Consider the following 15167-nt stretch of genomic DNA (forward strand, 5'->3'; position numbering starts at 1 on the left):
TTTCCTGTATATCAGAATCAGGATGAATAAACTTACTCAAGCACCGGAATATAGAATCGAATTAGGAGATTTCGCATTTATACTATACTGACGTTATTACAATGATTTCCTGACATTCACCATCCAGTTTATCGGCGGCGGTCATTTATAATCCCGAAACATTGCCCGATACAATCCGCCTTTTCTTTTCAGATAGTGACAATTGGTGTGCGAAATCTCTGCCCGCGCAACCATGGCCGGCGGGACGAACCGGGCCCGCGACTATTTTTGTCAGGACGGTCAAAATTTTTCGTCCGAGGGGACTTGAAGATGGCGAGATGCTCATCCATATCAGTGTCACTTGCAGGCGCGTCTCCTCCCATTGCGCGCGGCAAGTGTTCCCCTCTGGAGGTTTTGCCCGATGGGCACCTTCACAACTTGAAGCCGGGCTTTCTTGAAGTCCGGCTCTTTTTTTGTCTCGAAATACCCCCGCCTCCGGGGCTCCCCACAACGCGAATAAACCGATTTGACACAATCGTGGCAATAGCGGCTCTATTGCGCCGCAATATCCCTCGCGGATGGGTCGAAGATGGCGAAAAAATGCCCGAAAACAGAGGCATCCCAGCATTTCTTGCAAGGCAGCCATGCAAATTTGTCTCTGCACCTTTTTGCAGTGCGAGACTATATGCTGCTCGTAACAAGAACAAACGATATGTCTAGGTGAGAGAAATGAACCTGATCCGCTCCTACAACAACTGGCGCCGTTACCGCGCGACTGTGAATGAACTGAGCCGCCTGTCGGCCCGCGAACTGAACGATCTCGGCATCCTCCCCGCTGAAATCCCTTACGTCGCCCGCAAGGCCGTTTCGCGCTAATCGAGTTTTGAGAGATATCGCCGGGGTCACTCCTCCTCCCAGACCTCTGCGATAAAAGACCGGCATCTCCTCCTCCCAGCCGGTCTTTACAAATAGCACCCGCCGCACCTCCTCCCGCGGCGGGTGTTGTTTTTTGGGCGCCGGATCAATCGCCTTTTTCAATAAAAAGCCTTGAATGCTTCCGCATAATCCTTGTGCCAGCGCGACAGCGGCGGGCGGTTGAGCACGATATCATCCGCGGCCCAGCGAATGCGCTTTTCGTCGAGCGCGCGCGGCACGTCGTTGTCGGGGCACAATATGTAAAAATCGCCCTCACCCAGCCTTTGCAGCATGAACTCCACCGTCTCTTCGGGCGTCCAGGCGCCGGCGGGTTTCTCCGTGCGGCCACCAGCGGCGAGCGGCGTGAAAACAAAACCGGGGATCAGCAAATGCGCGGTCACCCGGCAATTCTCCCGGGTGCGCAATTCGTGCTGCAGCGCTTCGGTAAAGGTTTTCACGCCCGATTTGGCGACATTATAGGCCGGATCGCCCGGAGGGGTGGTGATACCTTGCTTGGACCCGGTGTTGATGACGAGGGCGGGCTCGCCATGCTCGATCATATCGGGCACGAAGATACGCGTGCCATCGATGACACCAACGAGATTGACGCGCAGCACCGCGTCCCAATTCTCCTGCGGGCCGAAGATGGCGCTGCCCGGCTGGATGCCGGCATTGTTCATCAGAACATGCACCTTGCCCCACGCATGGCGGACCCGCTCCTCCAGCGCGCGTAACGAGGCGCTGTCGCCGACGTCGGTCGCGACCGGCATGACATGCGTTGCGCCGCCCCGTGCCTCGGCCGCAACCTGATCGGCGGCTCTGGCGAGCGTTTCGACATTGCGGTCGGCAAGAACGATCTTCATGCCGAAAGCGGCAAAGCGTTTGGCCGCGGCAAGCCCGATGCCGGAAGCCGCCCCCGTGATCACCGCGACATTTCCGGGGGAAAGAGCCGCAGATATGGAAACGCCGTCCGTTGCGCTGGTCTTTGCCGTGTTCACTGTCATGACCGGTCCCGCTTCATTGATGAACTCTGGCATTGCATAGTTCCTTAAGCCGGAACTATGCAACAGCCATATCCGACCGAAAAGGCCCGTTCATTTTCCGATGTGGCGTTTCAGCTTTCGACCAGCGTCTGGAAGCCGCCAAAGATCATGCGTTTACCGTCGAACGGCATCTCGCCGCTCATCTGCATGCGCGGGTCTTCCATCACCTTCTTGTTTCCGGCATCGCGGACCTCCCGTGAAGGCCAGACGATCCAGGAGAAGACCACCACCTCATCCGGCTGGCATTTGACGGCCATGGGAAACGAGGTGACCTCGCCGTCAGGCACGTCGTCTCCCCAGCATTCCATGACGCTCAACGCGCCATGATCCCTGAAGATCACCGCCGCATCCTCGGCCAGCTTTTTAAAGGCTTCGCGATTTGCCTTCGGTACGGCCAAGACAAAACCATCGACATAGGTCATCAGAATATTCCTCCGAATGTTTGTACGCGCCCCGCCTGCGTCTTCCGCAATAGTGGGCTCAACGCCCAAAGGACGAATAAACGGATTTCGGGCCGACAGAGCCAGAGAAATTTATTTCGAGGGTGTAGACACAATTGAAGAGAACCACACCCGAGAGCTCAGGTGCGGCAAGAATTTGTACCGGACTGATCCCACGTTCAGTGCCGCGGCTGATCCGACGGCTGGGAAATGCCACTCAGGGCGGCTTTCACAGCGTCCATTCCCGAGCGAGCGAAATCAGCGAGCGAGACGATGCCGACGAGCCGCTTATTCCGATTCAGGATAGGAAGGCGGCGCACCTGATGCTCGGCCATATATTCCGCCACCTCATCCACGTCCTGATCCTCGAAGCAATAATAGACATGCTCCGACATCACCTCCCGTACGCTTGTATTGCCGGCCGGGCGGTCCTCGGCGACGGCGCGCATGGCGATATCGCGGTCTGTGACCATGCCGACGAGACGATCGTTCTCGCCGACCGGCAGCGCCCCGACATTGTCCGCGCGCATTCTGCGTGCCGCATCCCGAATGGTCGTGTTGGGATCGATGACGTCAGCGCCATGTGTCATGATTTCCTGGACCTGCATTTTACTCTCTCCCTTCTCGTGCGATATGCGGCTTTAATCGCCATGAAGCGCATAAGTTCCATTCGAAGGCGGCCGGACGGAGGTTTATCTCACGGCCCTCCGGCGACGGCGCCGACAATGGCCATGGCAAGCTCGTCCAGGTTGATCTCACCATTGGCGGTCAGTTGATCCTGATTGGCCGAAACCCGCAATTTCGAAGGGTTGGCCTCGGCTTGACGCTCAAGTTCCGCGATTATGGCTTCGCGCACCTCATCTTCCATCATGGCTTCACTCCCGATGGTTCGTGGGGCGGCGCGCCCGTTCAAATCGCCGGAACCCACTTCCAGAAAACCCCCTCCATCCGTTCCGGATAATGCTTGAATTCACATTCGAAACGCCGGCCATAGGCCTCCGCCGCGGCAAGCGCCTTGTCACTCAGCGGCCTCATGCCGGTGCCGGGCGCGAACCAGTCCTCCAGGAGATCGTCCGGAACATAGGCCCCGATCCTGAGCGGCAGATTGGCCAAAACAACGTCCATCTCTTCCGGCGGCATGGCAATCATCCCCCTGATAGTTCTTCCTTGAAGGAAATAACACCATGACTGCCGACCGGTTCCAAGCGACTTCTCCGCCGGTCCTGAACAATTCAGCGTGTGGAACGTTAGAACGGCAGAGCAACGACAACCGTTTAGAGGTGTGACATGCCCGCGAAATCAAAAAGCCAGCAGAAGGCGGCCGGCGCAGCGCTCGCGGCCAAGCGCGGTGAGATGAAGAAGAGCGAACTGAAAGGCGCTTCGAAATCGATGGTCAAGTCGATGAGCGAAAAGGAGCTGCACGACATGGCCTCGACCAAGCGCAAAGGCAAACCGGAGCACGCATCCAAATCCTGACGATTGAGGAGGGATCTAGACGTTCCCTCTGCTTGGTCAACCATACCCGAACCGGCCGGCCACCTCGGCGGTAATATCATGGATCGTATTGCGTTCCGCCGTTGTGAACGATGGTTCGTAATAGGTGGGCGGGCTGATGGTTGTGCCGGCGATCTCTATGAGACCAGCAGGCTGCAATCCGCAACGCTCCAGCACCCCGGCGAAAACCGGACCAGGATCGGCGCAGAAATCCTCGTAACGCACGATCTTCACCGCATCGGCGGTTTCGGGATCCTGCATCAGATCGGCGACATGGCCATAGACATCCGCCCATTGCGCCGCCCAGCCGGCGACCTCCTCGCCTCTTTTCCAGTGGACCGCAGCGCGGGCGGGCGCACCGTCCTGGCCGGTATTGATGGCGTGACGGTCGGGGCCGAACTCGAAATGGCCACTGCGGCGCATATGGCGCCTGACGCGCTCGTCCTCGGCGGCAGCGGTCAGGAAAAGGCGATGCTGCTTCACCAGCGAGGCGATGTGCCAGACGGGATCCCTGATAGGCACGATGAAGCGCGCGTCGGGCAGGATCTTCCTGAGATAGGCGATGCGCGTGACATTATAATTGCCCTTGGAGACATAGCGCCTGCCCCGGCGCAGGGCCAGGAGCTTGCGGATATGATCGCGATAGAACGCCTCGAAGCGGGGATGCGCGGTATCGCGGTCGAGCACGGCGCTCTTCTCCGCATCGTGCAGACCGGGGAAGAAGGCGTTCCAGAGCACCTCCTCGAAAGCTTCCGGGCTTTCGGGCGTGACGACGATGCGGTCGCGATGGGCGCGTTCGGCGGCCTGCTGTTCGACCCTGCCGGCGCGATCGATGAACCAGTTCCAGCCCCAGGGGATCGGCAGGAGCGGAAAATCGCGATAGCGGTGGGTGACGGCGTCGGGGTGGCGGGCGAGCAGTTCCAGGAGAATAGTGCTGCCGGAGCGCGCCAGACCGGCGACATAGATCGGCCGGTCGATGGCGATGTCGGCCAGACGGTCGCGCAGCATGCGCGTTTCCCAGTCGCCTGCCTTGATCATCAGGCCCGGAAACCGTTCGAGGAGACCGCCGACCCTGTCCGTCCACGGATCGACCTCCATATGGGCGGGCCGCTTTACCGTCTGATCCATCTCTTTTCCCCGGCTGTCGTCATTCTATCCGGCGGACGATCTTCAATGTCAGCGCGAAGAGAAGAAGGGACGCAAAGAAGATCGGCTCCCAACCCCGCAGCCAATCGGGACCGGAGGAAAAGAACTGCTGCTGGGGCAGAGCGATTTCCACCTGGTCGAAAGGCGCATCATCCGGCAGATAGCCGGCGGGATTACCGACGAGGATGTTCCACCATCGCAATTTGTGGACGGTTTTGACGGGCTTCGACACGGCCACCTCGGCAACCCGGTGTCCAGAGACATCCGTCACCTCGGCCTTGGGCGGGGCTCCATCGCCCGTATCGACCCAGCGGCCCTGATAGTCACCCGTTATCTGGACGCTGATCGCCTGGCCGGGCGGCGGGAAGCTCTTGCCGTAATGCGCATCGGCCCAGATGATCAGGATCAGTACAGGCAGCGAGGCAATCAGCGTCGACGGAAACACGATGAGAACGCGGCGCAAGGCAAGCGACAGCGTGCGCCGGATATAGATCCACGCCTCCTCGAACGGGCCGTCGAAATCGTTCAACTGCCGTTGGGTACGCTGCAGTTCCTGCTTGATCTCCGCAATCTGCCGCTGGGGCGACAAGAGGCGATAGAGCTCCATGGACACCAGGGCGCCCACGGCGGCCCAGAGAACAATCCTGCCGATGGGCGGGAGGACCGGCGTCAGCACGCCATCGATCAGCGACAGCACGGGCGATGGCAAGTCGAGAAGGCCAAGCATAGCCAGACCTCCTTATTTTTCCCGCCCTGTGGGTGCGACGCTTTCAACGGTATCGCCGCCCGCCTGCTGCGCAACGAACTTCCTGCGCCGGTTGCGCATCATTTTGCGGATCGGCCATGCGACGATAAAGAAAATGGCGGCGGCAACCGCTGCCAGCAGCGCCCACAGCGCGCCGAGAAGGCTAAGACCGGCGCCCGGCCCGACATAGGCGAAAGCAGCGGTGGGAACCGACAGCGTGACGAGTAGTGTGATCAAGGCAATGCACTTCTTCATGTTCGTGTCTCCTGGTCTGGCTGTCTCGTCCCGTCAGGCTTCCCCAGAAATTCGAGGTCGGAGGGGGACAGCCGTTGAGCCCACCCAAAAATCGCAATCTTGTTGTTGTCATCGCCGCCGCGCGCGGGATTGAGAAATTCCCAGACGATTTGCCCGTCCTGCGTTACCTCGACCAGGCGGCCGCCGGTCGATTCGTCGATCAGCGTGTTGCCGTTGGCGAGGCGCTGCTGCTCGCCACGGATCGGGCTTTCCAGCGGATGCTCGGCGGTTCCCGTATAGCGCCAGACGATTTCCATGGTGCGCGGATCGAATTCGATGATGCGCGTCCGCCCCTTGGGGCCACGAAAATTGCCGAAATTGTCGAACAGGAGGATGTTGCCGTTCGGCAGAATGTCGGGGTCATGCTGCCCTATCCATGGGCCGTTGGTGGCCCAGGCGATCTGCTTCGCGCCTGGATCGAGCACGGCCACCGTACCCGTGCCCAGTTCGCGGAAAGACAGCAGGATCTGCCCTTCCCTGGCGAAAGGAAAATTGGCGGCCATCTCCTTGGTTATGTAATTGACGGCATTGGCATGGAGCGGCTCGGCGACCGAAAAGCTCGATACCGAATAGCCCAGCTGCCGAAATGGGGAATCGCCCAACGCGTTCATCAGGTGAATCTTCTCCAGCTCCTCGCCATCGGGAGAGAGCACGACGAGATAATCATCGAGGCGGGGCGGCTTCAGGTGGCCATAATATTTCAGCCTCTCCTTGGAATACTCATGCGTCAGCACATAGATCTTGCCGTCGGGACCGATATCGAACTGATGGTGAGCGCGACCGGCATAGCTCCAGATCACGTTGGAGTTCTTGTCGAGCTTGACGAGGCCGTAGCCGTAGGGCGTATCGCCCGCTCCTTCGTAAAGTGCGAGGAGATCGCCATTGGGAAAGACATGAGCCTGGCGGAAATAGACGAACGGATCGGCCTGCGGCTTCGAGACGGTCTGGGCACCCGCCTGCCATAGCTTGCCGTGCGGTCCGTTCGGCCACACCGTGCTGAAGGGCCGGCGCCATTCATGCACGACCTTTCCGTTCATATCTATGAGATAGGCCGCCGGCCCGTCACCCGAGGTATAAAGCGTCAACCCGTCGTGGGCCTTGCCTGAAACATAAGTCGTCACGCCCTTTTTGGGCGAGCTCTGCGGATACCACAGATCGGTCTCATAAACGTTCTGGTAGTTGACGACCTTGTCGTAGAGCGCCCTGCCGCCCTCATAGGCCGCAGCGATTTGCGGGCCTGGAAAAATCTCGCTGGTCGTGGTTATCGCGCCTGCGATGAACAGGAGCAATGCGCAGCCCATCATGCTCACCGTTCGTAGAACCCGGTCCAACCGGGAAGAGGTTTCGCTTTCAGCCTGTTCCGACTGGGACTGATGCTCCCTGGGGCTTTCCTTCTCCATATTCACGGCAAATTCCCGAAGTGATTGTTTCCTCTGCCTAATTCCGATGACGCCTGAAAAGTTCCATTCGGCGTCCCATTGCACGCTCCTCCAAGAGGGCAATGTTGTTTCGGGCTGGCACGCGGCTAGACGGCAAAACCTGCCCCTATGCCGGAACGGGCCGTCGCAGCAACGAATTTGGATCGGCAAATGCAGTTGATCCGGCGCATAGCCATCCCGAAATTCCGACTTTGAAAGAAAAACCGGAACATCAACCGTTATACATGGGTAGAGGGCAGCTTCGTGACGCTGAAGCCATATTTTGCTTCAGCCTGTAACGCATTGTGAGCATTGGCTGATCGGCGACCGCTTGTGAAAACGCATCTCGAATAATGGATTTGGACGCAACGGCGCCGGAACAATAGGGGTTTCGCACCGTTCGTCCTTCCTGAGACGAAAACAATCATGGGAGGCAATGATGACTAGCAAACAAGTTGGCCGGCAGGTGCCGAAAATCAGCGAGACGACAGGCACGGATACCCCGCAGGAGCGCCGCAAGGCGGCTCCGACGCGGAAGGACATGCGTGATCCCAAGAAGGTCTGGAGCGGTGCGGAGACCACGCCCGAAGACGAGCCCAACGGCGGCCGCGTGGCGGATGCTGGCGATGCCGGCGGCGGCCAGCCCTCGCCCTATGACGAGGAGGTGCAGGCGGACACGGTCGGGCAGCAGACCAGACGCACGAAAGAACCGCGCGGCATCGAGAAACCGAAGCAATAACATCTTTGTGAGCGGGAGCGCCAAGAGCAACTGGAGATCTGACATGGCAGGACGACTGGACGGCAAGGTTGCAATCATCACCGGCGCTGGCACCGGCATAGGCGAGGCGATCGCGCATAAATTTGCCCGCGAGGGCGCCAGGCTGATGCTGGCGGGGTTGCGGGACGATCCCGTCGAGGACGTGGCGCGATCGATCCGGGAAAATGGCGGGGAAGTGGCAGTCTGTTCGGGCAATGTCAGCCATGAGCAAACGGCGCATGACTGCGTCGACAAGACGATCGACCATTTCGGCAGGCTTGACGTGCTGGTCAACAATGCCGGCGTCTTTCTCGAAGTCGCAGAATGCCAGGACTATTCGGTTCCGGCGTTCGACGTCACGGTTCTCAACAACGTACGATCGGTCTTCCTGATGACCAAATTCGCGCTGCCCCATCTGCAGCGGACGCGCGGCGTGGTGCTCAGCGCCGGATCCGAATCGGGCCATATGGGCGAAGGCAACAACGCGCCCTATGGCGGCACCAAGGGCTTCGTCCATGCCTTCATGAAAGGCGTCGCCTTCGAGCAGGGCAAATATGGCGTGCGCGCGAATTGCGTCTGCCCAGGCCCGATCGACACCGCATGGACCCACAAGGAAACGGGGCCGATGGACGAGCAGATGGAGCAGATGACGGTGGCAGGCACGGTGCTCGGCCGACGCGGCACGCCGGAGGAGATGGCCAATGTCTACGCCTTCCTCGCATCCGACGAGGCAAGCTATGTCACCGGCGCCCTGTGGTATGCCGATGGCGGCACCACGATCGCCAAGGGCGGCCCCGGTCGGCAGGTGCCCAGCACGATCGCCGAGCAGCCCCAGCCGACACTGCCGCTGGAGCACAGCCATGACGGCTTGAGGAACAAGCAGGCGAAGAACCGGCTGCACTGACTAGCCGCATGCCGCTCATCCGGTGCGCACCGGCGAAACGCGGCTTGTAATCACGCCGCCGGACGTCTATATAAATTCTTGTTGAACATCATGTTCGGCTCGTCCTCTGTGGGGTCGAACGAGCCTCCAGCGCAATCCTCACACAAATCATGAGCGGGAAATGGGCGGAAAAGCGCTTCGCACTTTACCTCGCCCGCTCCAACCTGACCGTCATTCCACGGTGCGCACCGCAAGCGGTTCGCCATGGACGGATTCCAGAACATGATGCGGCTCAGGGATGGCTTGCAGAACCCGAACCGAAGTCCCGGCTGAAACCATGAACGATCGCGCCCGCTTATGAAATTCTCGCATGCGGTGCTGCGCGTTATCCCGACCACCCACCATCAGATGGCGTCGGATCGGCCATTTCCATTTACATATCAAAGGAGCAAGCCATGTATGCTGGCTTGAAAACACACATGAAAAACAAACAAACGCGGCAGGCGCTGCGCTCGCCGTCCGGCGCAACGCGCAACAAGAGCAGCAATCGACCCGTGAATATTCAGGGCGCGCGAAACCAGTACACACGCTATACCGAACTGGCGCGCGCCGAAGCTCTAAACGGCAACAGCGTCGAGGCGGAAAACTACTATCAGCATGCAGAGCATTACTATCGCTGCGCCGCCGCCGAGCGCACGACTCCGGCAGGATCCTGACCCTGCATGAACGCGATTTTCCCCGCCCCCGCCGCCACCATCGACCATCGCTCCTGGCTCAAGATCCTCTCCAACTACCGAAAGCCCGATCGCCTGCGTAGCGTCTTCGAACTGGCGGTGACCATCATCCCGTTCGCCGCGCTCTGGGCGCTTTCCGGCGCGGCCGTCCATTACGGCTTCTGGTGGGGCCTGCTGCTGACCATTCCGGCGGCGGGCTTCCTGCTCAGGCTGTTCATGATCCAGCACGATTGCGGCCACGGGGCGTTTTTCGCCCATCGCCAAGCGGATGACTGGATCGGCCGGGCAATCGGCGTATTGACGCTCACGCCCTATGACTACTGGAAGCGCACGCATGCCATCCATCATGCCTCCGCCGGCAATCTCGACGAGCGCGGTGTCGGCGACATCACGACGCTGACCGTCAGCGAATATCGCGCCCTGTCACGCTGGGGCCAGCTCCAATACCGGCTTTACCGCAACCCGATCGTCATGTTCGTCATCGGGCCGGTGTGGGTTTTCCTGCTCAAGCAAAGGCTGCCCTTCGGCATGATGCGTTCAGGCACTGAGCCCTGGATCTCGACGATGGCGACCAATCTGGCCATCGCCGTTCTGGCGGCTGGCCTGATCTGGCTGATCGGGATCGGCCCATTTCTATTGGTGCATCTGCCGATCGTGCTTCTGGCAAGTACAGCCGGCATCTGGCTGTTCTACGTCCAGCACCAGTTCGAGGACACGCAATGGTCCGAAGGGACCGAATGGCAGTTCCAGCAGTCCGCCCTGCACGGTTCGTCCTATTACGATCTGCCGGGCGCGCTGCAATGGCTGACCGCCAATATCGGCATCCACCATGTCCACCATCTGTCGAGCAGGGTTCCCTATTACCGGCTTCCAGAAGTGCTCAGGGATTATCCCGAACTACGCGACATCGGCCGCATCACCATTCCAGAAAGCCTGCGCTGCGTGAGGCTCGTGCTCTGGGATGAGAAGGGCAAGCGCCTCGTCTCGTTCCGCGAGGCGCGCGCGCTGGCCTAGAGAAAGATCTGCGTCTGCTCCGGCAGGCCGTATGCCAGGCTCAGCATTTCCTGCGGATATCGGGGAGATCGTATGGTTGCACTATTTGAGAGCCGCAAATACCAGTCGGCGAGCTTCGGGCAATCAGCCGGCACCGGAACCCCGTAGAACTGATCGACGAACTCGATCAGCGCCATTGCCACGCAATCGGCGATCGTGTGCCTGCTGCCGTTCATAAAGGGGCCTACGAACTTCGCCTCTCCCACGCGAAGCTTGCTCGCAAAGCGCTCGGCTCCGATCAAGGCCGCCTCAGCGCTTGGCGTGTGACGTTCGGCGTTCACGCGACTTCCCTGCCGCGCCCATAGCCCGAAGAAGCTTGTAGCCTCGTCAAAGATGGCGACGAGCTCACGCGTCCGTGCACGGTCTTCCGAGGTTTCTCCAAGCATATTCGGAAAGGGATAGCGCTCCTCCAGATATTCGAGAATTGCGATGGACTGCCCGATCAACATCCCGTTGCCAGTGTCCAGAACGGGTAGGGAATGCGCAGGGTTCAGCTTGAAAAGGAAATTCTCGGGCCAGAGCTCCGGCTGATGCGGGAACTCCACTTCGATCTGTTCGATGTCAGTGATGCCCTTTTCGGCAAGGTACAACGCAACACGACGGGGGTACGGTCCCCAAGGAAAATTATATAGCTTCACGAGGTTCTCCTGACATCTGCGGCGGATTGCGTTCACCTCGATGGATCTCAAGCAAGATCACGCCACCTCATAAGTTACGTGATAGGGCAAAAGCCCATATCATGCAACATTCTTTGTTACGAGAAGAATGGGCGACCAGAATGGGAAGTGCTCAGGATACCAATGCCCTTGAGACGACAGAGCATTCAGGGACAGCGGAGCGGGTGGTCAACCCTTGGCATAGCCGGATCTGACAATGCCATGGCGCTGCAGCTTGTCGTAAAAGGTCTTGCGGGGGATGCCCAACGCCTCGACCGTGGCTTTGACATCGCCGCTATTCTCGGCGAGCGCTTGGCGGATCAGCTCCGCCTCAAAGCGCTCGACCCGCTGCGGCAGGGAAAGATCCTCGCCGTCGCCGCCGGCCTGTCCGACTGCCGCAGGCGTTTCGGTCAGCCCAAGGGCGAAACGTTCGGCAAAATGCGCCAGCTCCCGGACATTGCCCGGCCAGTCATGGGCGATGAGATGACGCCTGATCCCGTCGGTCACATCAGGCGGATCGACATGGAAGCGGGTTGTGGCACGGTTGAGGAAATGCGCGAAGAGCAGCGGGATGTCTTCCTTGCGCTTGCGCAAGGGCGGGATCGAAACCGTTACCACATTCAGCCGGTAATAGAGGTCCTCGCGGAAATCGCCGCGTGCGGCGGGATCGCCCAAGTCTACCTTGGAGGCGGCGACGACACGCAGGTCGAGCGGGCGCACCTCGTTGCTGCCGAGCGGAGTGATCTCGCGCTTTTCCAGAACACGCAGCAGCTTCACCTGCGCGGCAAGCGGCATGCTCTCGATCTCGTCGAGAAACAGCGTGCCGCCGCTCGAATGCTCGATACGGCCGATCCGCTTCTTCTGCGCGCCGGTGAAGGCGCCCGCCTCATGGCCGAACAATTCGCTCTCGATCACCGTTTCGGGCAACGCGCCACAATTCAAGGCGACGAAATGGCCAGTGCGCCGGCGGCTCCAGCGGTGCAGAAGATCGGCGACGACCTCCTTGCCGCTGCCGGTCTCGCCCGCCACCAGCACGTCCACATCGGCATCGGCGATCTGCCGCAGCGTGCGGCGCAGGCGCTCCATCGATGGCGTCTGGCCGATCAACGGAAGCTCGTCCTCCGCCGCTTGCGCCGCGCGGCGCAGTTCGCGGTTCTCAAGCACCAGCCGGCGCTTCTCGACAGCACGCCGCACGCTCTGGACAAGCCTCTCGGCCGGATAGGGCTTGGCGATGAAATCATAGGCGCCCTCCTGCATCGCCTCGACCGCCATGGCGATATCGCCGTGGCCGGTGATCAAGATGACGGGCAGATCGACATCAATCTCCTTCAGCTTACGGAAGAGCTGAAAGCCGTCGATGCGCGGCATGCGGATATCGGTGACGACGATGCCCTCGAAATCCGCATCGACGTGGTCGAGCGCGGCCCTCGCCCCGTCGAAGGCGAGAACTTCGAACCCGGCGAGTTCCAATGTCTGCGCGTTGGCACGGCGCAGCGTCTCGTCGTCATCGACGAAAGCGATCTTCGCGCGGGTTTCGCCGCTCATTGCATACTCCTCAGATAAATGGTGAAGCGGGTGCCCTGCCCCGGAGCGCTCTCGACCTCGAGACGGCCGCCGAATTCGGTGATGATGTCGTTGCAGATGACGTGACCGAGGCCGAGGCCACCCTTCTTTGTCGTGGTGAAGGGCGTGAACAGGCGTTCCATCACTTCGGGCGGAATGCCGGGACCGTTATCGGCGACGACAAGCTCGGTCTCGTCCCCATGTCGGCGCCAGGTGAGATCGACTCGGCCATCCGCCTGCCCTTCCATGGCCTCCATCGCGTTCTGGATGAGATTGACCAGAACCTGTTCCAGCCGCACCCGGTTACCCATGACACGGATATCCGGCGGCGGGATATCGCAGGCAAGCTCCACGCCCTGCTGGCGCAGACGGTTATTGAGCAGCAGGAAAGCGCCGTCCATGGCCTCGGCAACGCTGGTCGGTTCCACGCCGCCGGTGCCCTTGCGCGAGAACGTGCGCAAACCGTCGGCGATGGTGCCGATGCGCTCGGTGAGGGATGCGATGGTCGAAAGGTTCTCGCTGGCGGCCTCCGGCTCCTTTCGCTCCAGAAAGGTGCGGGCGTTGTCTGCATAGCTGCGGATCGCCGCGACAGGCTGGTTGATCTCATGGGTGATACCCGCCGCCACCTGCCCGAGAATGGCCAGCCGATTGGCCTGAGCCAGTTCCTCGCGCACCTCCTGCAGACGCATGACGGTCTTCTGGCGTTCCTCGACCTCGAATTCGAGGCGCTTATTGGTGGCGCTCAGCTCCGCCGTACGCTCGCTGACGCGCTGTTCCAGCTCCTCGCGCGCCGCGCGCGCCTCAGCCGCACGGCGCAGGATGCGCTGATGCCGATAGAGCAGCCACGCCGCCAGCGCCAGGACCGGGATCAGGCCCAGCACGGCGAGCGAGCGCGCCTCGCGCACGCCGGCGCGGACCTCCTGCGCGGCCGGCGCCAGCATATGCAAAGTCCAGGCGGTGGTCGGCACCGGCACGGCGACCCGAATGAAATCCGCCAACCGCGCATCCGGCAGCGTCGCCTTGACGATATCGGGCTGCTCCTCGGCGGTGTGAGGGACGACGGGAAGCGTTGCCAGCGGCGCATCGCCGAATTGCAGGCTATCGCGCAATGCCGCCTGGGATTGCGGCGGAATATCCACAAGCGACATGAAGCGCCACTGCGGAATGCTCGTCACCAGCACGACGCCGTGACCGTCGGTCACATAGGAAGCGCCTGATGCATTGCGCCAATCCGCCTCCACCTGATCGAACTCCAGCTTGACGACGATGACGCCAAGCACGCCCTGCGGCCCCTCGACCCGCCGCGAGATATAAAGGCCGGGGCGGAGACTGGCGGTGCCGAGCGCATAATATTCCGCCGCGCCCAATTTGACCGCCGTGCTGTAATAGGGCCGGAACGCATAATCATGGCCGACGAAACTCGTCGGCGTGCGCCAGTTGCTGGCGGCGACGGCAAGACCCTTCTTGTCGAGGATATAGATGACCGCCGCCCCGGTCTCGCCGATCAGGCCCTCGAGTTTCCGGTCGAGCCCGTGGAACAGCGCCGGATCGCCGGATGCAAGCGCGGTGCTCACGTCCCTATCCTGGGCAAGGACGAAAGGCACGGAGCGCTGTTTCTCCAGCACGGTGCGCAGCACGACGGCATTGAGCGTCGCCGCATTGCGCGCGCGGGCATCGAGCGTCCGGTAGGCCTGCTCCCGGCCATAATCGCCGGCAAGCCACAGGGCGGCGAGCAGAGCCGCGGCGGCAAGAAGCGCGTAAACGGTCCACTGTATCGCGGCGCGGGAGAGAGAGGCGTTCATGTTTGAGCGATCGGTCGAGAACGGGCGCACATAATGCCGCGAATGTGCAGAAATCCAGACGAAACACAAGGACAATCGTCCGAATTTTCGCACAAGCTTCCAAGCCAGCGGCGAACAGCCTTCTTCTTCTCACAATGAAATCAATTGTTTACCTATAAGGCAAAAGTTTGGCACGGCGATTGCTCCAGGGAAGCACCACGCGGGCGGTGAAACGCCCGCATGTTCAGGAATCCTGGAAATCGGCG

General features: G+C 60.6%; 18 protein-coding genes. 6 read left to right on the plus strand and 12 right to left on the minus strand.

What is annotated here, in order from left to right; genetic code table 11:
• Window positions 1–708 precede the first annotated feature (708 nt).
• Window positions 709–855 carry a DUF1127 domain-containing protein gene (locus ATN84_RS25775; RefSeq protein WP_082766036.1) on the plus strand — a complete coding sequence of 49 codons (147 nt, stop codon included), beginning with the start codon at window positions 709–711 and terminating at the stop codon, window positions 853–855.
• A gap of 158 nt (window positions 856–1013) precedes the next feature.
• Here the strand turns inward: ATN84_RS25775 and ATN84_RS01235 are convergent, their stop codons facing one another.
• From ATN84_RS01235 to ATN84_RS01250, 5 genes are all read right to left on the minus strand, one after another.
• Window positions 1014–1898, minus strand: coding sequence for an SDR family NAD(P)-dependent oxidoreductase (locus ATN84_RS01235; RefSeq protein ID WP_068880810.1), 885 nt, complete (start codon window positions 1896–1898; stop codon window positions 1014–1016).
• Window positions 1899–2008: 110 nt separating this feature from the next.
• Window positions 2009–2359, minus strand: coding sequence for a DUF1428 domain-containing protein (locus ATN84_RS01240; RefSeq protein ID WP_068879721.1), 351 nt, complete (start codon window positions 2357–2359; stop codon window positions 2009–2011).
• 197 nt (window positions 2360–2556) lie between these two features.
• Window positions 2557–2985: a CBS domain-containing protein gene (locus ATN84_RS01245; RefSeq protein ID WP_068879722.1), complete on the minus strand. Its 429-nt coding sequence runs from the start codon at window positions 2983–2985 to the stop codon at window positions 2557–2559.
• Between the two features lie 89 nt (window positions 2986–3074).
• Entirely contained in the window at window positions 3075–3248 is a 174-nt protein-coding gene (locus tag ATN84_RS27400; protein ID WP_201026300.1) for a hypothetical protein, read from the minus strand.
• Window positions 3249–3286: 38 nt separating this feature from the next.
• Window positions 3287–3517, minus strand: coding sequence for a hypothetical protein (locus ATN84_RS01250; protein WP_068880811.1), 231 nt, complete (start codon window positions 3515–3517; stop codon window positions 3287–3289).
• 147 nt (window positions 3518–3664) lie between these two features.
• Between ATN84_RS01250 and ATN84_RS01255 the strand changes: the two genes are divergently transcribed.
• Entirely contained in the window at window positions 3665–3853 is a 189-nt protein-coding gene (locus ATN84_RS01255; protein WP_068879723.1) for a DUF3008 family protein, read from the plus strand.
• Window positions 3854–3889: 36 nt separating this feature from the next.
• Here the strand turns inward: ATN84_RS01255 and ATN84_RS01260 are convergent, their stop codons facing one another.
• The 4 genes from ATN84_RS01260 to ATN84_RS01275 are packed head-to-tail and all read right to left on the minus strand — an operon-like array spanning window position 3890 to window position 7456.
• A complete protein-coding gene (locus ATN84_RS01260; RefSeq protein ID WP_068879724.1) occupies window positions 3890–4999 on the minus strand; it encodes a sulfotransferase in 1110 nt (369 codons plus the stop codon).
• Between the two features lie 19 nt (window positions 5000–5018).
• On the minus strand, window positions 5019–5744 hold the full coding sequence (locus tag ATN84_RS01265) for a hypothetical protein (RefSeq protein ID WP_068879725.1): 726 nt from the start codon (window positions 5742–5744) through the stop codon (window positions 5019–5021).
• 12 nt (window positions 5745–5756) lie between these two features.
• Window positions 5757–6017: a hypothetical protein gene (locus ATN84_RS01270; RefSeq protein WP_068879726.1), complete on the minus strand. Its 261-nt coding sequence runs from the start codon at window positions 6015–6017 to the stop codon at window positions 5757–5759.
• Window positions 6014–7456, minus strand: a complete 1443-nt coding sequence (locus ATN84_RS01275) for an arylsulfotransferase family protein (protein WP_082766037.1) — start codon at window positions 7454–7456, stop codon at window positions 6014–6016. Before ATN84_RS01275 ends, ATN84_RS01270 begins: the two co-directional genes overlap by 4 nt.
• A gap of 457 nt (window positions 7457–7913) precedes the next feature.
• On the opposite strand from ATN84_RS01275, the gene ATN84_RS01280 reads away from it, so the two are divergent.
• The 4 genes from ATN84_RS01280 (at window position 7914) to ATN84_RS01295 (ending at window position 10862) form a co-directional block, all read left to right on the plus strand.
• Complete coding sequence (locus ATN84_RS01280; protein ID WP_153020057.1) at window positions 7914–8213, plus strand: hypothetical protein; 300 nt, start codon at window positions 7914–7916, stop codon at window positions 8211–8213.
• 43 nt (window positions 8214–8256) lie between these two features.
• On the plus strand, window positions 8257–9135 hold the full coding sequence (locus tag ATN84_RS01285) for an SDR family NAD(P)-dependent oxidoreductase (RefSeq protein WP_068879728.1): 879 nt from the start codon (window positions 8257–8259) through the stop codon (window positions 9133–9135).
• Window positions 9136–9569: 434 nt separating this feature from the next.
• Window positions 9570–9830, plus strand: a complete 261-nt coding sequence (locus ATN84_RS01290; protein ID WP_082766038.1) for a DUF4167 domain-containing protein — start codon at window positions 9570–9572, stop codon at window positions 9828–9830.
• Window positions 9831–9836: 6 nt separating this feature from the next.
• A complete protein-coding gene (locus ATN84_RS01295; protein ID WP_068879730.1) occupies window positions 9837–10862 on the plus strand; it encodes a fatty acid desaturase in 1026 nt (341 codons plus the stop codon).
• Here ATN84_RS01295 and ATN84_RS01300 read toward each other — a convergent pair.
• From ATN84_RS01300 to ATN84_RS01310, 3 genes are all read right to left on the minus strand, one after another.
• Window positions 10859–11575 (minus strand): glutathione S-transferase family protein, encoded by a 717-nt coding sequence (locus ATN84_RS01300; protein ID WP_161939546.1) that lies wholly within the window; start codon window positions 11573–11575, stop codon window positions 10859–10861. The genes ATN84_RS01295 and ATN84_RS01300 overlap by 4 nt on opposite strands.
• Window positions 11576–11746: 171 nt before the next feature.
• A complete protein-coding gene (locus ATN84_RS01305) occupies window positions 11747–13102 on the minus strand; it encodes a sigma-54-dependent transcriptional regulator (protein ID WP_068879732.1) in 1356 nt (451 codons plus the stop codon).
• Complete coding sequence (locus tag ATN84_RS01310) at window positions 13099–14922, minus strand: ATP-binding protein (RefSeq protein WP_068880813.1); 1824 nt, start codon at window positions 14920–14922, stop codon at window positions 13099–13101. The genes ATN84_RS01305 and ATN84_RS01310 overlap by 4 nt, the downstream gene beginning before the upstream one ends.
• Window positions 14923–15167: the final 245 nt, after the last annotated feature.

Origin of the sequence: Paramesorhizobium deserti (genome assembly GCF_001558695.1) — a bacterium.
Classification (GTDB): domain Bacteria; phylum Pseudomonadota; class Alphaproteobacteria; order Rhizobiales; family Rhizobiaceae; genus Paramesorhizobium; species Paramesorhizobium deserti.